Consider the following 21043-nt stretch of genomic DNA (forward strand, 5'->3'; position numbering starts at 1 on the left):
GGGGGTACACCGGAACGAGGAGACAAGAGCGCGTGACCGTCTGGGACGACCTCGTCGGGCAGGATCGCGTCGCCGAACAGCTGCGCACCGCGGCCGGCGCCGCCCGGGCGGTCCTGGCGGGCGAAGGCGTCGGCGGGATGACCCACGCGTGGCTGTTCACCGGCCCGCCCGGGGTCGGCACGGCGACCGCCGCGCGCGCGTTCGCGGCGGCGCTGCAGTGCGTCAGTCCGGATCTGGCGCTGGGCGCCGAGCCCGGCTGCGGGCACTGCGACGGCTGCCACACCGCGCTCACCGGGACACACGCCGACGTCGACGTGGTCGCCACCGAACTGCTCTCGATCGGCGTCAAGGAGACCCGAGATCTGGTCCGACGTGCGGCCATGACGCCGGCGGGCGGGCGCTGGCAGGTGATCATCCTGGAGGACGCGGGCCGACTCACCGAGGGCGCGGGCAACGTACTGCTCAAGGCGATCGAGGAACCCGCCGACCGCACCGTGTGGTTGCTGTGCGCACCCTCCCTGGAGGACGCGCTGCCCACGATCCGCTCGCGCTGTCGCAACGTGGCGCTGCGTACGCCTCCCGCCGGCGCGGTGGCCGACCTGCTGATGCGCCGGGACGGAATCGACCCGGCGATGGCCGCGTTCGCCGCATCCGCGTCCGGCGGCGACATCAAGAGCGCCCGCCGGTTGGCACTGGACGAACAGGCACGCGGACGCCGCGCCGACGTCCTGCGGATCCCGATGGTGGTCGGCGACATCGGCCTGGCGATGGCCGCCGCACAACGGCTGGTGGACGCGGCCGCCGAGGACGCGAAGCAGGTCGCGGCGGACCTGGACGGTCGCGAGACCGAGGATCTGCGGGCCGCGCTGGGCGCGGTCGGCGGCGGCCGGATGCCCAGCGGCACGGCCGGCGTGATGAAGGAATTGGAGAACAAGCAGAAGAAGCGGGCCACCCGCACCCAGCGGGACTGCCTGGATCGAGCGCTGGTGGACCTGACCGCGTTCTACCGCGACGTACTGGCACTGCAACTGCGCGCCGCCGTTCCCTTGGCCAACGACGTGCTGCGCGCGGACCTGGACACGATTGCCCGTACCTCCACGCCGGAGGCGACGCTGCGCCGGATCGAGGCGATCCTGGCCTGCCGGCGGGCGATCGACGCGAACGTCGCGCCGCTGCTCGCGGTCGAGGCGATGGTGCTGATGCTGCGGACGGGGTGAAATCCCGGTTGGGCCGGGGTGGGCGGGGCTCATGCTCGCGTTGCACATCCGCCCGTCCGCTCCGCTGACCCGAGGTCGCGGGGTGGGCGGGAGCGGTCGGAATGAGGTGACCACTTCAGCCAACGGGAAGCCCCGCCGCGCCCTGCTCCGTACCAAACCCCGGGCCCGGTGTGCGCTGCTCGTCCGCTACGTGGCCGGGTGTGTGCGGCGTGGGGCGTGTTGGTGTTGCTCGTCCACTTCGTGGCCGGGGCGGGGTTGGTTCGCTGCGCGCCGGGGTGCTCGTCCGCTACGCGGCCGTGGAGGTGGGCGTGTGTCGTGGTGATGATGCTCGGCCGTCCGCTGCGCGCCCGGGTTGCCCGTGCGTGCCGCGCCTGTTGCCTGCCTTTCGTCGGTGTGCGCCTGTTGGGCCGGGGTCCGGCTGTGGGCGTTGCCCGTGCGGGTGGGTTCGGCCGCGTAGCGGACGTGTGTCCCGGCGCGGAGCGAACGGCGCGACGTGCAACGGGCCACGACCGGCCGGGCCGCGTGCGCGTTGGGCGTGCCCGGGCGGGTGCGTGCGGCCGCCCCCGCGCAGGTACTCATGCGCCACCGGCCGGCACTGCCTTTCGTCGGCGCGCGTCTCCCAGGCCGCCGGTCGCGTGTTGGGCGTCGCCCGAGCGGTGGCTGCGGCTGCGGAGCAGTCGGGCAACCGGCCACGCCCCGTGTCGGGTTGCGCCTCGCCGCCGCCCGCCCCAAGCCCGCTCCGCGTTGGCCCGCGGCGACGCCTCCATCGCCGCGCCGCCCGCCACGGACCAGGCAACGCTTCCACCAACCCGGGCTTCACCACGGCGCACTCGTCCGCCTGGTTGCCCGCTCGGCGGGTGTGTGCCGGTTGTTTGTACGTGCGTTCGGTTCGGTCCTTCACCCCTTGGAGCGGAGGTGCTCTTCGGGCGGAACCCGGAACCCCCACTTGGACGTCATCGTGGGAGAGTTCGCGGGAACATTGTGGCTGGTGAGGTTCGGAAGGACGGTGCGGGGTTGCGTTCCGTGACCAGGACGCTCAAAGGTCTGCTGATCGCGGTGACCCTCGGGGCGGTTGTCGTTCTCGTGCTGCGGGCGCGTAAGTCGCGTACCGCGGCCGACCCGGTCGAGAGCCTCTCGTCGACCGATTCGACAGCTGATCCACAGGCCGATCCGAAAGCCCATCCGAGGGCAGACGCAAAGGCCGAACCCGGGCCTCGCGCCGCCGCGTTGCCGCCGACCCAGGCGCGGATCCCGGGCCGAGAGCACGCGCCGACGCCGGAGCGGGGCGGCGCATCGAAGCGGCCCGCCCCGGTCGCCCCGGCCCAGCGGATCCATCCGGCGCAGCCGACGAGCGCGCCGGCGCCGACGAGCGCATCGGAGCCGCCCCGGGTCCGGGCCGAGGCGCCGCTGCCGTTCGCCTCGGTGGAGCTCACCTCCTCGGCGCCCGCGGGTCTGGCTCGACACGAGTCGATCCGCGTCGCCGAGCCCCGGCCGATCGGGGCCGATCCGGCACCCGTTCGCCGCAAGCGTGGTGTGCGTTCGCCGCTGGGCATCGGGCTGCTCGCGATGGCCGTGATCGCGGCGGGCGTCGGCGGCACCTTCGCGTACAAGGGGATCGCCGACGACGACAAGCAGAACGTCGCGTCCGCCACCAAGGCCGACCCGTCGGCGGAACCGCCCACCACGTCGGGCCGACCCAAGGCCGCGCCGCAGAAGTTCACCAAGGTGGCCGTCAAGTCCGGTGGCATGCTGACCAAGATGACCGTCGCGGGCAGCCGGTCCGGGGTCACCGCCGATGTGTGGGTCTGGCTTCCGCCGGGCTATGACACCCCTGCCAACCAGGGCCGCAGCTACCCCGTACTGGTCGCCCAGTCCGCGCTGCCCGGCGTCGAGTCGAACAGCTTCGTGGACGACTCGGTGGCGTTCCTGCCCAAGCTCGCGGCAGCCATCGACGAGGGCACCGTCCCGCCGTACATCGTGGTCGCGCCCGAGCTGATGCCGTACTCGAAGCAGGAGGTGGACGCCGGCCAGACGGCGGCCAAGGACACCGAGTGCAGCGACATCCCGAACCGGCCGAAGATGGCCACTTTTCACAACGAGGACGTGCGCGAGGCGGTGCTGGCAACCCACCGAGCGAGCGCCGACCGCGCCTCGTGGGCGCTGATCGGGGACGGCTCGGGCGGCCTGTGCTCGGTCAAGTACGCGTTGCAGTACCCGCAGTACTACGCGGCGGCGGTCAGCCTCTCCGGCCGGACCACGCTCAAGTCCCCGCTGTGGAGCACCGATGCGGCGGCCAAGGCGGCGAACGATCCGGTCAAGCTGCTCGACGCGCGGCCCGACGTACGGATCCTGCTCTCCGGCCACACCGGCAGCACGGGCAACGACTTCGCCGGGAAGGCGAAGGCGCCGACCACGGTCAGGGCGATCCCGGGCGCGGGCGGAGCGTCCGGCGACATAGGGCGTCAGCTGCCCGAGGCATTCACCTTCCTCGGCCGCAACACCCGGAATCCAACGGCGTGACGCGGCGCGGCGGGACCGGACCGGATACCCCCGGGTGGGGGTCGCGGGCCGGCACCGCCGCGTACCGTTCGTGCGTGAGTGTCCGTTCGATGGTAGGCAGTACGCGTGAAACGAATATCCCGGGTGGGACTCCTCGGCCGTGCGATTCCGGTCGCGCTCGCCGTCGCGACAGTCGCGAGCTGTTCGGTCGCGTCCGATCTCGGTGATGCCGCGGGGGGTGGGCGACCCGGCATGTCCCGGCCCACTGCGGCCGGAGCCAAGGGGCCGGCCACGCCCGGGGACCCCGACCCCCGGTTGGCGCGCTTCTACACCCAGCAGCCGACCTGGAAGGTGTGCGAGAGCGACGACCCCGATGAGCGCAGTCAGGCCAAGGCGTTCCGCTGCGCGACGTTCACCGTGCCGCTCGACTACTCCCGGCCGACCGGCAAGACCATCGACATCGCGGTCACCCGCAAGGCCGCGGGCAAACCGGGACAGCGGATCGGCTCGCTGCTGATCAACCCCGGCGGTCCGGGCGGCTCCGGGGTCGAGGCGGCGTGGTGGATGGCCGAGGACACCATCGGCAAGCCGGTCCAGGACGCGTACGACGTGGTCGGCTTCGACCCGCGCGGGGTCGAGCGCAGCGCGCCGGTGAAGTGCATGACCGACGCCGAGCGGGACAGGTACGTGGCCGAGGACCTGCCGGAGGACCCGGCGCGGGCCGAGGCACGGGCCAAGGAACGCGAGAAGACCTACGCGACGGAGTGCCAGAGCCGGTCGGGTGAACTGCTGCCCTACGTCGGCACCGACAACGCCGCACGCGACATGGACGTCCTGCGCGCGGCCCTGGGCGACGAGAAGCTCAACTACATCGGTTTCTCCTACGGCACCTACCTGGGCGCCACCTACGCGGAACGGTTCCCCACCCGCACCGGCCGACTGGTCCTGGACGGCGCGGTGGACCCGGCCGCGGACAACCTGAGCGCGTCGGTCGAGCAGCAGGTGGGCTTCGACCGGTCGTTGCGCCGATTCGCCGAGGACTGCGCGGGGCGTTCGGGCTGCGCGCTCGGCAACGACCCGAAGACCGCGCCGATCAGGGCCGCCGACTTCCTCGACGGCCTGCAGGAGAACCCGCTCACCGGCCGGGGCGGCCGCAAGCTCACCTCCAGCCTGGGCTGGACCGGCGTGATCAGCCTGCTCTACGGCGACAAGGACACCGCGTGGAAATACCTGCGCGACTCGCTCGCCGACGCGATCGTGCGCAAGTCGCCGGACGCGCTGCTGTTCTACGCCGATAACTACAACGGGCGGGACGAGGAAGGGCACTACGACAACAGCGCGGACGCGTTCATCGCGATCGGCTGTGCGGACGGGTCCGGGGACGCGCCGACGCCGGAGCAGGTGCAGGCCGCGCTGACCCGACTCAAGACCGACGCGCCGCTGCTCGCGCGCGATGTCACCGCCGAGGACCTGACCGGGCAGAGCTGCGAGGACTGGCCGTTCAAGTCGCCGGCGAAGCCGCACGCGATTCGCGCGCAGGGCAGCGCGCCGATCCTGGTGGTCGGTACGACGGGAGACCCGGCCACGCCCTACGCCTCGGCCGAGAAGCTGGCGAGCCAGCTGGCCGACGCGACGCTGCTGACCTTCGAGGGCGAGGGGCACACCGCGTACGGCGGCAACAGCACGTGCGTGGACGGGGCGGTGGAGGGGTTCCTGCTGCGGGGGACGATGCCGGCGAAGGGGAAGCGGTGTAGTTGACCGGCGGGGGCGTGGGGGCGCAGGGGTGCGGGGGTCGGCGGGGCGCGGCGGGTTCGGGAGGTCGCGCCGCCGGGTTGCCGGGTCAAAGCGTCGCCGTGCGGCTGCGTCTTGGCGTCACGGGCACCATGGCGTCGTCGCGTCGTCGCGTCGTTGGGGAGTATCGCCGAGCTGCGCGGTTACCCTCCCCAGGAGGTGCACGGTCGTACTGGGCTAGCCGAGGAGCGGGTCGCATGCTGCGGGGTTCGTGCGCGAGGGTCGTCGCGGCGGCGGTCGGCCTGCTCCTGGTGGCGGGATGCGGATCGGGATCGTCGGCGAAATCACCGGACCGGGTCGCCGACACGGCCAAGGCGCCCGTGACCGCAGACCCGGACGGCAAGGCGACCGACAAGGCGCCGCCGACCGCGGCGGTGGAGCCGATCGGGTGGACCGCGTGTACCGGCGGCTTCCAGTGCGGCACGCTCCAGGTGCCGCTGGACCATGCCAAGCCGGACGGTCCGAAGATCAAGCTCGCGGTGATCAAAAAGCCCGCCACCGGCCCGAATCGCATCGGCTCGCTGGTGCTCAACCCGGGCGGTCCGGGCGGCTCCGGCCTGGACTTCGCGCAGTACGCGGCCGTCAGGTATCCGGCCGACCTGCGCAAGCGCTTCGACATCGTCGGCTTCGACCCGCGCGGCGTCGGCCGCAGCACCGCGGTCGGCTGCCTGACCGACAACGCGATGGACACCTTCACCCAGCTCGACGCGACGCCGGACACCCCCGACGAGGAGCAGGCCTGGCTGGACGGCACCGGTGCCTACGGGCGGGCCTGCGCGAGCAAGTCGGGCGACCTGCTCGGCCACGTGAGCACCGTGGACGCCGCGCGTGACATGGACCTGCTGCGCGCGGCCCTGGGCGACGCGAAGCTCTACTACCTGGGCGCGTCGTACGGGACCTTCCTCGGCGCGACCTACGCCGAGCTGTACCCGAGCCGGGTCGGCCGGCTGGTCCTGGACGGCGCGATGGACCCGAGCCAGTCGGCGGTGGCCGCCAACAAGGTGCAGGGCGGCGGCTTCGAGACCGCGCTGGCGGCGTTCCTGGACAACTGCGTCGGCGGTGGCTCGTGCTCTCTCGGCGCGACCCGCGAGGCCGGACTGGCCAAGATCCGCGGTCTGCTCGAACAACTCGACGCACGCCCGCTGCCCGGCGACGCGACCCGCAAGGTCACCGAGTCGATCGCGACCACGGGCATCCTGTCGCCGCTGTACTCCAAGGACCAGTGGCCGGATCTGCGGCAGGCGCTGGAGGCCGCGCTGCGCGGCGACGGGCAGCCGCTGCTCGAACTCAACGACCAGTACTACGAGCGTGGCCCCGACGGAAAGTACAACAACCTGATGGCCGCCAACGCGGCGGTGAACTGCCTGGACGCGCCGCCGGCCGCCACGTCCCGCGAGGACGTCGAGCGCGAGCTGCCCGGCTACCTGGCCGACTCGCCGACCTTCGGCCGCAACCTCGCCTGGGCGGGCCTGACCTGCGCCTCCTGGCCGGTCCCGCCGACCGGCCGGCCCCACCCGATCAGGGCCGAGGGCGCCGCCCCGATCCTGGTGGTGGGCACGACCCGGGACCCGGCCACCCCGTACGCCTGGGCCCAGTCCCTGGCCGGCCAACTGGCCTCCGGCGCCCTCCTGACCTACGACGGCGACGGCCACACCGCCTTCGGCCGAGGCAGCGACTGCGTCGACCGCACGGTGGTCGACTACCTCACCCAGGGCACCGTCCCCACGAAGGGCAAGACCTGCCGCTGACCCCCGACAAACGCGCGTGTGGACCACCCCGGCGGGTGTGTACACTCATTCCCTGTCGCCACCTTCGAGGTGGGCAGACAAGCCGCCTTAGCTCAGTCGGCTAGAGCGACGCACTCGTAATGCGTAGGTCAAGGGTTCGACTCCCTTAGGCGGCTCAAAATATATGGACAGGTAGAACCTCATCGACGCGAGGTTTTACCTGTCCATTGCTTTTTGTTGCGCCTGTATTCGGACATCTACATCGAGCCTGCCGTTCCGCTGGCCCACCGCACCACTGCGTACGGGCCCCGCCGAATCGGCGGGGCCCGTGGTGTGTCCGCAGGGCACGCGGGGAGCAGCCGCAGACGCGGCGCGGTGCCGTGGGTCCGCTCCCAGCGACGACGCTGTCCCGAGGCCGGTCACCCGGCTCGCCGTGGTGGCGCTGTTCCCGCTGGACACGGCCTGCGGCGGCTCGATCCGAGGCGCGTTGTTGTCGCCCGTGATGTGCAGGTTGGACGTCTGCTGGACAGCCTGCTGCACCTGTTCCGGGGTGGGGTCCTGCTGTTCGGCGGGCATCGAGGCGCTCAGCTCTCCAACGAATCCGGCGAGACGGGCGCCGACAGGCTCGATCAGCCGATCGGTGGTGCGAGGTATTCCAGCGCATAACCGTCGCCGGAGGGGGTTACGCGGGCGATGCCGGGTGAGTCGAGATGGGCGCCGGCTACGAAGTGGTGTGGCTGGGTCAGTTGTTCGAGGAGGGCCGCTCGCGCGGCGCGGGCCTGGGATTGGTTGCCGTCGAGCTCCCAGGACACGTTCGGCTGATCGAATTGGAGCGTGGGAACGTGAACGGTGTCGCCCCAGGCGAGAAGGTGGCCGGTGCCGCTCCTGACCTCGTAGACGGTGTGACCGGGTGTGTGGCCCGGTGTCGGGATCGCGGTGGTCCAGTCGTTGATCGCGACCTTCTCCGACACGGGTACGACCCGGTCGCGGATCGGCTCGAGCCGCCCCGTGAACACCGAGGTGTCGCCGGCGCCGATCCACACGCGCTCAAGTTTGGTGAACGCCTCCGAACCGTCCGGCGCGATCAGGCCGCTCACGTGGTCTTCGTGCTTGTGGGTGATGGCCACATCGGTGACATGTGCACGGTCGATTCCCGCTTCGTCGAGCGCGTCGTAGATCAATCCCATGGTGGGGTCGTGCCAGGCGTTGGACGCGCCGGTGTCGATGAGAACCGACCGCGTGCCGTCGGTGACGAAGAAGGCGTTGACCGACAGCCGCAAGTTGTCGCCGGCCAGCGGGACGGCGGCCGGCAGCTCATCGAGCGTGCACCCGTCCTCGTCGCGGAGCCGTGTCGGCGGCATGTCGATGTACCCGTCTCGCAACGAGATCACCTGCAGATCGCCGAATTCGAACGTGGCATGGTGCCGGCCACTTGAGATCAGACGCATGGAACCTCCGTCGTGTCGGGCGCACATCGCACGTCTCTGATAGAAGATCATATCTTCTTTAGGAGAAACCCTACACTGTGGGCAGCGAGGTACTCATCGATCGAGGAGCACGGTGGCCGAGCAAGACGAAAACGCGGCCGAACCACGGCACGGTGACGACCTGGCAGGCGCGTTCGGCGGTAACGTGCGGCGACGCCGCGAGGAGGCGGGCCTGACGCTGGAGCAGCTGTCCACACAGTCGTCGGTCAGCCGGGCGATGCTGTCCAAGGTCGAACGCGGCGAGAAGAGCCCGACGATCGGCGTCGCGTCCAGGATCGCCCACGCGCTCGACGCGTCGCTCTCGGACCTGATCGGTGCGCCGGCTGCTGCCGCGTCCGGTGTGGCCGTTGTCATGCGCAAGAACGATCGCCCCGTTTTCCGTGACCCGGAAACCGGCTTCGAGCGGCACATCGTGTCAGCGGCCCCGGGCGCGGGACGATCCGAGATGGTCGTCCACTACCTCCCCGCGCAGGTCTCCACCGGGCTGCTGCCCGCGTATCCGCCGGGTACGGAGAAACAACTCGTGGTGCTCGAAGGCGCCCTCACCGTCGCGATCGGCGGGATCAGCGAGACCCTGAACACAGGCGACTCCCTGTTTTTCCAAGCCGACGCGGACCACGGCTTCGCCAACCGAACGAACGTTCCCTGCGAATACATCATGGTCATCTCGCGCAGAACCTGATCGGCCGCAGCTTGCGGGCCTGGACAAAGCCGGCTCGCCCGGGTCGAGCCCACCCGGTTCGGCAGGCCGTACTACTTGCGCCCCAACGGGCCTGGCGCCCTCAACCCGTATGTGCTCTTGCGCGAGGCGCAGCGCCGCTCCGGCAAGTCCGCGGTCGCCAGGTTCGCGATGTGCGGCCGCGAGATCCTCGGCTTCATCCACCCGCACGGCGACGTACTGGTCCTGTACCAGGCCTACTGGCCGGTCGTCTGCGTCATAGAAACTCAAACGAACCATCACAGCCCTGGCGCTGGCAACGGGTGCACTCGTCGGCGGCATGTCCCCGGCCGGAGCGGCCGACGCCGGCCCGGGCCAGGCCACGGTCAAGGCGAATGCTCCCGGAATCGAGAAAGGCAGCCCTGCCTACAGGACCGAATACCGAGACAAGAACGAGGCCACCAACTGCCCGTCAGGAGCCATGTGCCTCAGTGTGTGGGACACCACGCGCAGCCCGGATCAGTGGAAGGTGTTCATTCTCAGGACGTGCGGCATCTACAACTTGGCCTACTGGGAAGGTGGCGGCTTCTGGGAGAACAACCAGACCGGCGACGCCCGGGGCACCTTCTACCGGGGCAAGCACGGCACCGGCATCTACACCACCACCGACAAGCCCTACTCCAACGGCCTACGGCTGGGGTCCGATCACCGTGCACCCAACCGGCGCCGTGTAACTGTACGAGGCCCTCGCAGATCTGCGTGAACAGGGTCTCGGCGGACGCGGGTCGCGCTGTCCGCGCGAGGATGTGGTCGAGCGAAGTCTCGGCGTGGTCCAGCACCAGGACGGTGGCGCCGTCGAGGTCGGGGAGGGCCGAGTCGTCGACGGTCAGCACCTCGTGCATGCGGATCAGCCGGGGTGCGCGCACGCGGCGCAGCACATCGATCTCGCGCTCCGCCAGGTCCTGGAGGTGACGCAGTTGCCTCGGTGTGCGTGTCCCGGTGGGGAGGAACTTGAGCGCGGCTCTGCGCGGTTCGTCCGCCGTGGATCGTCGCGCGGTGTAGACGCTCCCGAACCCGCCGGACCCCAGGAGGCGTTCGACCCGCCACGAGCCGATCTCGTATCCCTCGGGTACGGCCACGGTGCTGGGTCGTGGCTGACGCTCGGTCATTCGGTCTCCCCGATCGCTGCGGCGTCGTCGAGGAGGGCCAGGTCCTCTTCCCGGACCAGATCAAAGCGAAGCGCGACCGCGACGAGCGACTCTTTGGTTCCGTTGCGCCGCGGCCCCGCTTCGGCGCCCTCCCGCGGGGGTCGCAGGCGGAGCTTCACGGCGAGGTAGTTGATGTTCCATTGGACTGCTGTTCTGCCGGCGGCGGACCATCCGGGGCGCAGCCGCCGTGCGATCTCCTCGGAGGTGGGCAGCGCGGTGTGGGCCGGCGTGTCGCGCAGTCGCGGCTCGCACAGGGCGACGAGGACCGCGAAGTAGCGCTTCGTGCGGTCCAGGCAGAATGCCGGGACGGTGGTGGCGCCGTGCGGCGCCCATGGCTCGGAGCCCAGGTAGTCGTGGCGCGGTGCCCATACCTCCAAGGCGAGGAGTTCGTCCGCCGCAGGCACGAGGATACGGGCGAACTCGAAGGGGATGGGCGCGTCCAGGCGGCCGGGGGCGAGTTTGATGTGTTCGCCCGCCCCCTCCGGATTCTCCACCACGTACGTCTGCCGGCGGTTGAGGTTGCTCAACGTCCAGAACGTGTTCACGGCCGTGATCTCGCCCGCGAGCCGGGACACGCCCGCGTGGGCGACCACCAGACCATGGCTGCGGCCGGTCAGGATGTCGGGCTCCCTCCCGAAGACGAGCCGTTCACCGGCGCCGAGTTCCACGTGGTCCTGGCGTCTCGTGCTCCCTGGCGGTACCACGATGATGCCGTGCATGTGTCCCCCAGCTTTTGTCGTCGGACAGAGTACGACCGCGACTCCGCCGCGAACGGCTCCGAACGCGGCGCGTGACATGCGCGGCGTCACGGCAACAGTAGGAACTCCGCCTCGTCCGCACGCGAGTTTCCGGACACCCGTTCGCGGCTTTCGATCAGGCCGATACGTCGGTGTCGGTGGATGGTGTGGACTTCTTTCGGGGCCCTGGTGCCGTACGGCACCAGGGCCCCTCGACGCGTTCCCGGGCAGCCCCCTCACGGATGTGAACTCGAGAGAGGCGCCGATGGCCCCCGAACCCGGCTCGACCTCGTCCAGAGCCGACAGGCTCGACGACGACTACCCCGCCTACACCATGGGCCGCGCGGCCGAGATGATCGGCACCTCGCAGGGCTTCCTGCGCGCGATCGGCGTCTGAGCAACGACCCACGACTTCGGGACAAGTGACGGTCATCCTTCGTGGGTGCCTGAGCAGGTAGAGTCGGGCGCATTCCCGGGCCGGCCCATGGCTGCCGGAAGAGAGCCTCCACGCGTGAGCCTCGCGTGCGCGGACGTTCCGGCACTCGCCGCCACGGCGCGGCATCGGCGCCCTGAAATGGCACTCCAGACCCTGTCAAAAGTGGACACACTGGCACCGCCCGGCACCCCACGTCATGATCCCTCTCGCGCTCGTAATGCGTAGGTCAAGGGTTCGACTCCCTTAGGCGGCTCCCCGAAAGCCCAGGTCACATGCTCTGTGACCTGGGCTTTTTGTCATTCCTTGGCCTTCGGTGGTGATCAGCCGGGAGTGTGCCGGTAAAAGAAGGTGGCGTTGAAGCCCGTCCGCACACCCGCCACCTGCCTCCTGCCGTCCGGGGAAGATCACTGACCGTGCCGCCGAGCAGGTCGAGCTGTTGGGCGAGGTGCACGAGCGCAGCGTGCGACTGCCGGTCTGAGTAGCCGTATGCCCAAGTGGGATGTGCGTCGAGGATCCGCCGATACGCAACGCCGTGGCGACTGTTGCTGTGCGGTTGATGACCCGGGCCTTTTTGGGGTGCTCCCGGTCATGCCCAGAGGCCGTTGCCCAGGGCTGTGCCCTGGGGGATGCCCGGGAGGATGTAGGCCACTGCGGAGGCTCGGTGTTCGAGGAAGGGGTTCAAGGCGTCTCGGGCCGATAGGCGGGTTTGGACTCGGGTGAACAGGGATGGGTCGCGCATGTAGGCGCAGAACAAGAGGCCTCTGTCGTTGGGGCCGTCGTCGTAGTTGTAGCTGCGGCGGAGCATGCGGGCGCCGGCGTCGAGGCGGGGACTGCTGAGGCGGACGTGGGCCGATACCGGGATGATGTAGGAGCCGTCCGGGTGCTTGGCGTAGATGTCCGGGTCGTCGTGTTCGGCGGTGCCGGTGAGGGGGACGCCGTCGGTGGCTCGGCGGCCGATCATCCGGTTTTGGTGGTCTTCCGGGACTGCGGCGAAGCCGGCTACGTCCATATGGATCCTGCGGAAGACCAGGGTGGTTCCGTGTTCGTGGGCTCCCGGTGGGCCCCAGACCCAGCGTTGGGCGGTGGGGTCGTCGGGATTGGCGGTGCCGTCCTTGAGGCCGAAGAGGTTGCGCGGGGTGATGCCCGGTGGGGTGTGGGGCAGGAAGCCGGATTGGGTCCAGCGGGGGACGGCGCCGGCGGACTGCGCGGCGGCGGTGGCCAGTTCGGCCACGATGGTGAGTGTCCAGCGGTCGGCGGCGCATAGCTGGAGCAATACGTCGCCGTTGCTGCGGGCCGGGTCCAGGCGGTCGCCGGGGAACGATGGCAGGTCGGCCAGTTCGGCGGGCACATTCAGGGCGAGGCGGGCCGCGAGGGCGGGGCCGACGCCGACGGCGCAGGCGAGGCGGGTCGGCTCTCCGGTGTGCAGGCGCGGGTCGGGCAGTGTGCCCGCGGCCGCGGTGGACAGGGTGTGGGTCAGTGCGGTGAGGATGTTCCGCAGCGTCTCGCGGTCCGCGCCGGCGGTCGTCGGCGGGACGTCGAAGGACAGTATGTGGGTGGCGGGCAACTGAAGCCCCGTCACGCCGGCTTGGCGCGGGCCGTGAAAGGGGATCGCGGCCGCCGGCGGGGCGTCGGACACGGTGTCGCGGCGCTGTGGTCGGCTCGCCTTCGGTTCCGCCGCCGCGCCGACCGTCGCGGCCAGCGCGGCTCCGGTCGCGAGCAAGGCTCTGCGTCCCAAACCGGATGTGGCAGGGCGCGCCTGCTCCTGTCGAGATTCCGGGTCGGTATGCATGGGCGACATTGCAGACGATAGAACACCTGTCATGCAACTCCTGTCTCCGCAAGGCTCGTTAGCTCCCGTGACGTCCCGGTCTGTCATGGTCCGGACGAGTACGACGACGCTTCGCTACCTGTCGCTGGTGCTCGTCTGCATCGCGCCGGTGCTCGCGGGTTGCTCGTCGACGGACTCCAAGGCGTCCGCCGAAAAGCACCCGGCCGGAAACGTGGTTCGCGTGCCGCAGGACTTCCGCACGGTGCAGAAGGCGGTGGACGCCGCCCGTGAGGGCGACACGGTGCTGGTCGACCCCGGCGTGTACCGCGAGAGCGTGCGGGTCACCACGCCACGCGTGGTGCTGCGCGGCGCGGACCGCAACGCGGTGATCTTCGACGGAGGTGTGCGGCTCGCCAACGGCATCACCGTCACCGGCGCCGGCTCGGTGGTGGAGAACCTCACCGTTCGCGGATACCTCGCCAACGGCGTCCTGTTCACCGGCGTCACCGACGAGCGACTGCAACAGCGAGGCGCGGGCGGCTCGGCGTACAGCCCGCTGGACACCGCCCGCTTCCCGATGGTGCGGGGGTTTCGGGCCACCAAGGTGACGGCGTACAACAACGGGCTCTACGGCATCTACGCCTTCGACGCGCGCGGCGGCGTCATCGAGGACTCCTACGCTTCCGGTCAGGCCGATTCCGGAATCTACGTCGGCCAGTGCAAGCCGTGCGACACGCTGGTGCGCGGCAACACGGTGGAGCGCAACGCGGTCGGCATCGAGATCACCAACGCCTCGGAGGGCTTGTCGGTGCTCGGCAACCGCGTCGTCGGCAACCGGGTCGGAGTGACGGTGAATTCCAACGACCTGGAGGCGCTCGCGCCTCAGCACGGCGCGGTGATCGCCGGCAACGTGATCACCGACAACAACGCGTCGGACACGCCCGAACAGGCCGACGGCGGCTTCGGCATCGGCATCGGCATCGGTGGCGGCCAGGAGAACCAAGTCGTGCGCAACCTCATCCGGGGCAACCGCTCGGCCGGGGTCGTCGTCACCGACCCGGCCGGGCATCCGGCCGTCGGCAACCGCGTCGAAGGCAACCGCGTCACGGGCAACGGCGCCGATTTGGTGGCGGCCGCAGCCGACCCCGGCAACTGTTTCACCGGCAACTCGCCCGCGACACAGAGCCCGAACGGCCTGGAGGACCTCGCCGGGTGCGGCGTCACCCCACGCCGGGCCGTCCCGCCGGGCCGGGTCGTCCCCGTCCAGCCGCCGCCCGGCGTTCCATTCCACGCCGTGCCCGCCCCGCCCGCCCAACCTTCGATGCCCGACCCCACGGTGCCCGGTCGTCCGGCGACGGATCTGCCCGGAACGGTCGATCCCGACCGCTACGCCCTGCCGACCGACGCCGCCGCGATGCCACAACCACGCTGAACGTGGTGGCGTGCGCCGGCGCGGAAGCGCACCAACGAGGCTTCTCGGCAGGCGGGTTGCCACGTCACGAGGCTCAGTCGGCCGTCGGGGAGCCGCGCCGCCTTCGGCGCGGTCGCCTCAACCGGCGGCCCATGGCGCTGCTGGCATGCGCGCTTTGTCGTCGCGTCCGGTGATCTCGACGGTCGTCGGGGTGCCGATGCCCGGCATGCGCATCGTCGCTCGCCGCAGACCGCCGTCGCCGTCGACCCAGTACGTAAGCGGCGACAATTCGCCGTCGGTCTTCCCGCCGCGCGCGGCGTCCTGGGCGCGCGGACCGGAGAACCTGTCGTAGTTGCGGCCCTGGATGCGATCGCGGCCCAGCCAGCGCGCCCCGGACTGCGCGAGCAGCAGCGGATTGTCGGGCCGGTCCGCTCCGAGCTGGATCAACAACCGGAGCCCGGAGTCGAGGGGGTCCGCGGTGTAGGCGCGCGACGACCAGCCCTGGCGGGGGATGTGCTCGGCCTGCTGCCACGGCGGGCCGCCGACGCCTTGCGGCACCGGTGCCAGTCCCAGACCGCCGCCGTCCCAGACGATCAGGCCGCGGTCGAGTTGACCGGCGGCTCCGGTGACCTGGTAGCCGCCCACGCCTCGGTGGGTGCGGTAGTCCACGACCGCCTCGACCCGGATCGTGACACCGCCGCCCTCGGCGGCGGTGAGGGTCACCGCGACCGGACTCGCCTGATACAACGTCAGCCGCGACAGCGCCAAGCGGGACGCCTCGTCGACGGTCACCGCCCGGTCCTTGTCGCCGCTGTCGGAGACCACCCGGTGGACGGCCAGGCCACCCGCGGCGGTCCCGCACAGCGCGACCGCCACCAGGATCGAGAACCAGAGTCTCCGACGCGGCGTGCGCTCGCCGGTCTTCTTCCGGGCCATGCGGATGCCTTCCCTCACATCGGTCAAACGCTCGGGCGGGTTCGCGGACCATCGGTCCGCGAACCCGCCCGATCCATCACTGTCGGCGGCCGGCTTTGTCGGCTTCGGCCGCCGGCCGCCGTGCCCGGAGTTACCGCTGCCGGGCTTCGCGCCTACGGAACAGCACCAGTGCCCCGGCGCCGAGGGCGATCAACGCCGCGGAGACGCCGAAGACCAAGGGCAGGTTCCCGCCCAGGCCGGTACGGGCCAGGGGCCCCGACGAGCCTCCGTGGTTGCCGCCCGATGACGTTGTCGGCGTGGTGGACGCCGTCGGTGTGCTCGTCGTCGGCGGAGGCGTGGTGGGCAGCAGCCGGTTGACCGCCGTCACCTCGACTCCGGCGTCGAGGTTTTGGGAGTTCAGCACCAGCGGGCCGAGCACCGGCTTGTCCGGAGGGGCGTAGCCCTCGGGAGGGCTGACCTCCCGCCAGTAGTACGTCCCGGGTACCACGTCGCGTTTGCAGCCGCCGTCGGTCCCGGTTGTACAGGGCTCGCCGACCTTCGTGTCGGGACTCGTCCCCTCGGGCTGCAATCCGTCGGTCCCGTTCGTCTCCCTCCACAGCTCGAACTTCGCTCCGGCCAGCGGTTTGGCGTCCTGGTCGTGTTTGACCAGGCGCACCGAACCTTCCTGTAGGCGGAAGCCGAAATCGAACGTGTGGTCGTTCTCGCCCGGTCCGCCGGTGGTCAGCGCCCGCTCCGGATAGCGTCCGCCCTTCGGGACGATGCCCTTGGAGTCCACGAAGCGGTTGTCGCCGACCCCCTCGTCGGTCGGCACCCACTGGTACAGCGGCCCGCCCGACGCGTAGTCGGCCGGGTTGTCGATTCGGATGGTGTACTTGGTCTTCGGCTTCAGGCCACCGGTCACGTTCGAGTCGTCGAAGTAGTACTCACCGCGCGGTGACGTCTTCGTCGTCCCGACCACCTTGCCGGACTCGTCGTAGAGGTTGACGGTGGCGCCGGGAACCGGACGCTGACCCGGGCTCTGGATGCCCTTGCGCTCGGGGTCGTACCAGACCCGGTTTCCGATCTGGAGCGGCGCCTGGTCGCAGAGCACCTCCAGGTCGCCCATCGAGGCGCCCTTGCCGAACGAGGCCTGACCCTCGGTGTTCAGGCGCAGACCCGCAGCGGGCTGCCTGGTTCCGTCGCGCTTGGTGAACATCGTGCCCGCGCCCCACGCCGTGTCGACGGGGTCCACACCGGCGGTGGCGACGAACTCCTCCACCTTCGACAGCGCGAGGCCGGCGTAGGCCGCGTTCGGGTGGCCGCCGCCCATGGTGTTCACGTCGAAGAACCTGGTTCCCCGCGGCGTCTTTCCGCAGCCGGTGTTCGTGTCCATGACGTACATGCCGTCGGCGAGGCACGCCTTGTTCAGGTCGCCGCCGGCCACCATCGCGAGGGCGGTCGTGGGGTCTTCAGGCCGTGCGTACGCCGTCGTCCGGTCGGTGAACCGGTCGCGGAACGCCAGCAGCATCGAGCCGTCGGTCTCGAAGGCGATGTCGGCCAACTCGGGTTCGGGGTTGGCCATGGCATTGACGCACGTCTGCCCGTTCTGCTGCGTGGGGAACGTGCTCGTCCACGGGAACCAGCCCGCCCCGGGGCAGGCCCCGCCGAGCGTGGCCTTGCGCGGGTAGTCCAGGGGCTGGTTCAGCACGGCCTTGCCGAAGACCCCCGTCGCCGGGTCGAAGGGCAGGACCACGGCGCGCAGGTCCGAGACCTTCCCGGTCGACTCGCCCGAGCAGACGCCGCCGACGTATCCGACACCGTCCTGCAGGCCCAGGCCGAACGGACGCCAGTCGCCCGGAGCGGGGCAGCCGGGGTCCGGGATGGCGTACGAGCCCACCGGCGCCGTCGCCGTCGGCAGGGTGGCGTCGTAGCGGTACAGCTTGCGGTTGTCGAGGTTGACCACGAACAAATCGCGGCCGTCGTCGGAGACCTCCAGGTCGCCCAGGCTCTCCTTGCCCGGCGCGGCGAGGAAGGCGTTGTCACTGGCGCCCACGCCGTGCGCCGAGGTTCCGGCGTCCGGGACGGTGGTGAACAGCGACGTCGTCTTGCGGGCGACGTCGGTGACGTAGATCCCGCCGGCGCCGCCGGGGCCGTACGTCGTGTCGCGCTTGGCCAGCGCCGAGCTGAACAGCCGCTTTCCGGGCTTGCTCCAGCCGATGCCGTAGAGGTTGCCGGTTGCGGCGTTCGTGGACAGGTCCGTCACGTTCGTGTTGACGCCGCGCGCGTTGTAGGGGAACGTCACCAGCGTCCGCTTGGACGTCGGTTCGTTCGTCGCGGGCTGGCATGCGGTCGCCAGCGGCGCGTTCTTCTGACAGTAGTCGCCGGGGCTCCACAGCCCCGTCGTGTACGCCACATGCTTGCCGCTGCCGAGGTCGACGAACTCCTCGTTGCTGCTGAGTTGGTTCGGCGCGCCGGCCAAGCCCTGCCGCGACGCGAACGCCGGGAACAGCACACCCGGCTTCGGATTCACGACCTGGACCCGGTATTTACCTGCGGTCGCCCGAGCCGTGCCGGGCGCCAGCGTGACCGTGCCGTCCGCGGCCGTCACCCCGGTGATCTTGCCCCCGTCGTCGTTGGTGAGTGTCACCGTGACGCCGCCGATGCCCGGTTCCAGGGCGGGACTCCACACGCCGGTCGTGTCCACGGCTCGCACCACCCGAACCGTTACGGAGCCGTCGTCCGTCTGCGGATACGCCGGCGCCGCGGACAGCGCGAAACCGCCGAACCCCACCGCGAGCGCTGCGAGACTGCCTAGCGAGCGGCGTGCGCGTACGGCCGACCGCAGTCGGGCCGGCCCATGCGCGGCGCCGTTCGTCTGTTCACTTGAAGGTGTCATACCTGCTCTCATCGCCTGGAAGGGCCGCGCGCGACCCTGCGGGAAACCCAACGGATCGGCCGTGACCCGACTCGTTGGCCGAAGCCTAGAGGGGATTCGGCAAGTGCGTGACAGCAAGGCGTAGTTGACGTTGAACCGGTTTCCGGCGCGCCCCCCGCAGCTCGTCGTACGCGCAGAAAGCCGATTCGGACAGCGATGACGAACGCGGATCCGCATGGCTGCCGCCCAAGCCGCCGCTGTCATACGGCAGGCAATCGGTCTCAGGCAGGGACGGCGCGGACGAAGCGACCAGGACCCTGCCGTACCCCGCGGCTACGCCGGCGCGGCCGAGCTCTGCGCCTTGCTCACACTGCGAACTTCGCACCACCACAAGGGCATCCACGGTTCAGGCGGCGACACGACTGCGCGAGATGGGCGTAGTCGTCTGGTGCTGCTCGAAGTGTCGGTCGTGTACGCGGAGTTGGTCCTGATCCCGACTGCGATCGCGAGCACCGTCCCCACCGTTGCCGACCATTGAGCCGAGCCCCCGACCGCCTCGGACCCGGACCCGGACCGCCGGACCCCCGACCGGCGCCGCCGCCCCTCACCCCTGCGCCGCCGCCTGGGTCTTGGATTCCTCGGCGTGCGTCTCCAGCAGCGCGTCCCGGGAGGCGGCCCGAACTCCCGGATGCTCCTTGGCCCATGTTCCGAGCCAGGCGACCAGCCGGTCGGGGTCGGTGCCCTCGGCCGCGCGGACCAGGATCTGCGCCGGCAGCCCGTTCGTGGTGTGCGGCGCGAGCAGGGACACCGGCAGGAGCAGCGAGTCGTAGCCCGGCCGGCTCTCGAACAGCGCGACCACCCGAATGTCCACGGAACTTCCGTCGCCCAGCCGCAGCCGGATCGTGTCGCCGACCCGTGCGTACTGGGCCGAAGTGTGTATGCCGGATCGTCCTCGCGCAGGGCGTGCCCGGCCGGGTCCCGGACCTAGCCTCGTAGCCGTATCCGCAGGTCGAGAAAAGGAGGAAGACCGTGGCGAAGGCACGCGGTTCGTTGGCGGCCGGCGTGGCGAGCGCAGTGGTGGGCGGGGCCCTGAAGCTGTTCGCGGACGACGTGGACACACCCGTGATCGCGCTCGGGAAGGTCGGCGTCGTGCTGCTGATCGTCGGCATCGCCGAAGTGCTCTACGGGCTGTACCAGTTGACCCAGGGCGCCCGGAAGGCATGACCGAACCGGGTCTGCCCGGGCAAGGCGATCAGCCGCCGGACCTGCCCGGGCAAGGCGAACAACCGGCTCGCCCGATCCGCTCAGTGCGGCCGCCGCCCCGGGCGACGGAACGCGACCCAGGCCAGGACCCCCACGCCGAGCAGGGCCGAGCCCAGGAAGGCCACGAGCAGCGGTCCGTCGCCCGAGTCGTGCCCGGCCCGAGCCCGCCCGGCCGAGGGCGCGCGGAATTCGTCGACGCCGCGATGCGCACCGAGCCTGCCCGTCCTCGGCTCGACCGTCCGTCTCGCCGCGCCCGGATCGGCAGCCACGTCGATCCGCACGCTCGCGGTGGCCTGGCGGCCGAGCCGGTCGACGACCGTGTAGTGGAAGCCGTCGCGCCCGGCGAAGCCCGGCCCCGGCGTGTAACGCAACACGGATCCGGTCGTGGTCGTGTCGCGGGAGTCCCCGAGGTCGAGCACCAGACCGTGTTCGGGATTGGTGTGCGACAGCACCACCAGCCCCTCGCCGGTGTCGCCGGCCAGGACCGGGACGTCCACCGACTGCCCGGCGCGGGTGGCGACCCGGTCCGCGCCGGCACGCGGTGCGGGCGGCACCGGCGCTCCGGGCCTGCCGGTCGGCCGCACCCGGTCGGCGGGCGAGCCCGCTGCGGATGCGCCGGGTGGGACGGACGCGACGGGCGGGTGGGACGGGATGGGGGCCATGGACGCGGCGGGATGCCCGGTGCCGACGACGGCGCCCAACAGCGCGGCGCAGCACGCGAGTACCGCGCCGACTCGACGCACCCGGATGGGCGGTTCGGGTGTTCCGGGCACGGCGGGCACGCATACCTCCGGCGCTGCCATCCGGACGCGGCCGGATCTCGGGTGGGTCCGACGGCGCCCGGCGGATCCGATGCCGGCCGAGGGACCGCTGTCGAATGCCGATCCTGTGCCGAGCGCCTGCCGGTTCGCGGCTCGGCACGCGGAGCGACGGTGAGCTTCACCCGCACGCGTGGACCGGCCGGGTCGCGGGTGGACCCGGCCCGCCGCCGGTTGCGCACCGACGAGCCACAGGTCGCCGCGTCGAACCTGTAGCTGGCCGTGGCCTCGCG

General features: G+C 70.9%; 15 protein-coding genes, 1 tRNA gene and 3 pseudogenes. 11 read left to right on the forward strand and 8 right to left on the reverse strand.

Annotation, left to right across the window (positions count from 1 at the left end; translation table 11 throughout):
• Window positions 1-32 precede the first annotated feature (32 nt).
• The 5 genes from ABZS54_RS08460 (at window position 33) to ABZS54_RS08480 (ending at window position 7410) form a co-directional block, all read left to right on the forward strand.
• A complete protein-coding gene (locus ABZS54_RS08460; RefSeq protein ID WP_355532423.1) occupies window positions 33-1217 on the forward strand; it encodes a DNA polymerase III subunit delta' in 1185 nt (394 codons plus the stop codon).
• 1023 nt (window positions 1218-2240) lie between these two features.
• Window positions 2241-3737 (forward strand): alpha/beta hydrolase-fold protein, encoded by a 1497-nt coding sequence (locus ABZS54_RS08465; RefSeq protein WP_355532425.1) that lies wholly within the window; start codon window positions 2241-2243, stop codon window positions 3735-3737.
• Window positions 3738-3968: 231 nt separating this feature from the next.
• Window positions 3969-5474 (forward strand): alpha/beta hydrolase, encoded by a 1506-nt coding sequence (locus ABZS54_RS08470; protein ID WP_355532427.1) that lies wholly within the window; start codon window positions 3969-3971, stop codon window positions 5472-5474.
• 230 nt (window positions 5475-5704) lie between these two features.
• Window positions 5705-7255: an alpha/beta hydrolase gene (locus ABZS54_RS08475; RefSeq protein ID WP_355532429.1), complete on the forward strand. Its 1551-nt coding sequence runs from the start codon at window positions 5705-5707 to the stop codon at window positions 7253-7255.
• An 81-nt stretch (window positions 7256-7336) separates the two neighbouring features.
• Window positions 7337-7410, forward strand: a tRNA-Thr gene (locus ABZS54_RS08480).
• 453 nt (window positions 7411-7863) lie between these two features.
• On the opposite strand, the gene ABZS54_RS08485 is transcribed toward ABZS54_RS08480, so the two are convergent.
• Window positions 7864-8682, reverse strand: a complete 819-nt coding sequence (locus ABZS54_RS08485; RefSeq protein WP_355532431.1) for an MBL fold metallo-hydrolase — start codon at window positions 8680-8682, stop codon at window positions 7864-7866.
• A gap of 112 nt (window positions 8683-8794) precedes the next feature.
• Here ABZS54_RS08485 and ABZS54_RS08490 point away from each other — a divergent pair, with 112 nt between their 5' ends.
• The 3 genes and pseudogenes from ABZS54_RS08490 (at window position 8795) to ABZS54_RS08500 (ending at window position 10142) form a co-directional block, all read left to right on the forward strand.
• On the forward strand, window positions 8795-9403 hold the full coding sequence (locus ABZS54_RS08490; RefSeq protein WP_355532433.1) for an XRE family transcriptional regulator: 609 nt from the start codon (window positions 8795-8797) through the stop codon (window positions 9401-9403).
• A 51-nt stretch (window positions 9404-9454) separates the two neighbouring features.
• Window positions 9455-9634, forward strand: a pseudogene (locus ABZS54_RS08495) (Ku protein); the annotation flags it as partial.
• 226 nt (window positions 9635-9860) lie between these two features.
• Window positions 9861-10142 carry a hypothetical protein gene (locus tag ABZS54_RS08500; RefSeq protein WP_355532550.1) on the forward strand — a complete coding sequence of 94 codons (282 nt, stop codon included), beginning with the start codon at window positions 9861-9863 and terminating at the stop codon, window positions 10140-10142.
• A 1-nt stretch (window position 10143) separates the two neighbouring features.
• Here ABZS54_RS08500 and ABZS54_RS08505 read toward each other — a convergent pair.
• Window positions 10144-10548 (reverse strand): annotated as a pseudogene (locus ABZS54_RS08505) (serine/threonine protein kinase); the annotation flags it as partial.
• Window positions 10545-11306, reverse strand: a complete 762-nt coding sequence (locus ABZS54_RS08510; RefSeq protein WP_355532435.1) for an FHA domain-containing protein — start codon at window positions 11304-11306, stop codon at window positions 10545-10547. The pseudogene ABZS54_RS08505 and the gene ABZS54_RS08510, both read right to left, overlap by 4 nt.
• A gap of 283 nt (window positions 11307-11589) precedes the next feature.
• Here ABZS54_RS08510 and ABZS54_RS08515 point away from each other — a divergent pair.
• A pseudogene (locus ABZS54_RS08515) lies at window positions 11590-11715 on the forward strand (MerR family transcriptional regulator); the annotation flags it as partial.
• 631 nt (window positions 11716-12346) lie between these two features.
• On the opposite strand, the gene ABZS54_RS08520 reads toward ABZS54_RS08515, so the two are convergent.
• Window positions 12347-13480 carry a Dyp-type peroxidase gene (locus ABZS54_RS08520; RefSeq protein WP_355532437.1) on the reverse strand — a complete coding sequence of 378 codons (1134 nt, stop codon included), beginning with the start codon at window positions 13478-13480 and terminating at the stop codon, window positions 12347-12349.
• 100 nt (window positions 13481-13580) lie between these two features.
• Here ABZS54_RS08520 and ABZS54_RS08525 point away from each other — a divergent pair, with 100 nt between their 5' ends.
• The gene (locus ABZS54_RS08525) at window positions 13581-14960 is read left to right on the forward strand and encodes a right-handed parallel beta-helix repeat-containing protein (protein WP_355532439.1); all 1380 of its coding nucleotides are present in this window, start codon (window positions 13581-13583) and stop codon (window positions 14958-14960) included.
• A 117-nt stretch (window positions 14961-15077) separates the two neighbouring features.
• Here the strand turns inward: ABZS54_RS08525 and ABZS54_RS08530 are convergent, their stop codons facing one another.
• The 3 genes from ABZS54_RS08530 to ABZS54_RS08540 form a co-directional block, all read right to left on the reverse strand.
• Entirely contained in the window at window positions 15078-15875 is a 798-nt protein-coding gene (locus tag ABZS54_RS08530; protein WP_355532441.1) for a hypothetical protein, read from the reverse strand.
• A gap of 130 nt (window positions 15876-16005) precedes the next feature.
• Window positions 16006-18750 (reverse strand): SdrD B-like domain-containing protein, encoded by a 2745-nt coding sequence (locus tag ABZS54_RS08535; RefSeq protein WP_355532443.1) that lies wholly within the window; start codon window positions 18748-18750, stop codon window positions 16006-16008.
• A gap of 583 nt (window positions 18751-19333) precedes the next feature.
• Entirely contained in the window at window positions 19334-19600 is a 267-nt protein-coding gene (locus ABZS54_RS08540; protein ID WP_355532445.1) for a hypothetical protein, read from the reverse strand.
• A gap of 158 nt (window positions 19601-19758) precedes the next feature.
• Between ABZS54_RS08540 and ABZS54_RS08545 the strand changes: the two genes are divergently transcribed.
• Window positions 19759-19953 (forward strand): DUF5708 family protein, encoded by a 195-nt coding sequence (locus tag ABZS54_RS08545; RefSeq protein ID WP_355532447.1) that lies wholly within the window; start codon window positions 19759-19761, stop codon window positions 19951-19953.
• 80 nt (window positions 19954-20033) lie between these two features.
• Here the strand turns inward: ABZS54_RS08545 and ABZS54_RS08550 are convergent, their stop codons facing one another.
• A complete protein-coding gene (locus ABZS54_RS08550) occupies window positions 20034-20774 on the reverse strand; it encodes an Ig-like domain-containing protein (protein WP_355532449.1) in 741 nt (246 codons plus the stop codon).
• Window positions 20775-21043: the final 269 nt, after the last annotated feature.

The organism is Embleya sp. NPDC005575 (genome assembly GCF_040605455.1).
GTDB lineage: Bacteria > Actinomycetota > Actinomycetes > Streptomycetales > Streptomycetaceae > Embleya.

What these genes read in the sequence shown, in the direction of transcription:
- ABZS54_RS08470 (WP_355532427.1), top strand. Translation starts at nt 3,969, where the DNA reads ATGTCCCGGCCCACTGCGGCCGGAGCCAAGGGGCCGGCCACGCCCGGG.
- ABZS54_RS08475 (WP_355532429.1), top strand. Translation starts at nt 5,705, where the DNA reads ATGCTGCGGGGTTCGTGCGCGAGGGTCGTCGCGGCGGCGGTCGGCCTG.
- ABZS54_RS08485 (WP_355532431.1), bottom strand. Translation starts at nt 8,682, where the DNA reads ATGCGTCTGATCTCAAGTGGCCGGCACCATGCCACGTTCGAATTCGGC.
- ABZS54_RS08500 (WP_355532550.1), top strand. Translation starts at nt 9,861, where the DNA reads ATGTGCCTCAGTGTGTGGGACACCACGCGCAGCCCGGATCAGTGGAAG.
- ABZS54_RS08510 (WP_355532435.1), bottom strand. Translation starts at nt 11,306, where the DNA reads ATGCACGGCATCATCGTGGTACCGCCAGGGAGCACGAGACGCCAGGAC.
- ABZS54_RS08525 (WP_355532439.1), top strand. Translation starts at nt 13,581, where the DNA reads ATGCAACTCCTGTCTCCGCAAGGCTCGTTAGCTCCCGTGACGTCCCGG.
- ABZS54_RS08530 (WP_355532441.1), bottom strand. Translation starts at nt 15,875, where the DNA reads ATGGCCCGGAAGAAGACCGGCGAGCGCACGCCGCGTCGGAGACTCTGG.
- ABZS54_RS08535 (WP_355532443.1), bottom strand. Translation starts at nt 18,750, where the DNA reads ATGACACCTTCAAGTGAACAGACGAACGGCGCCGCGCATGGGCCGGCC.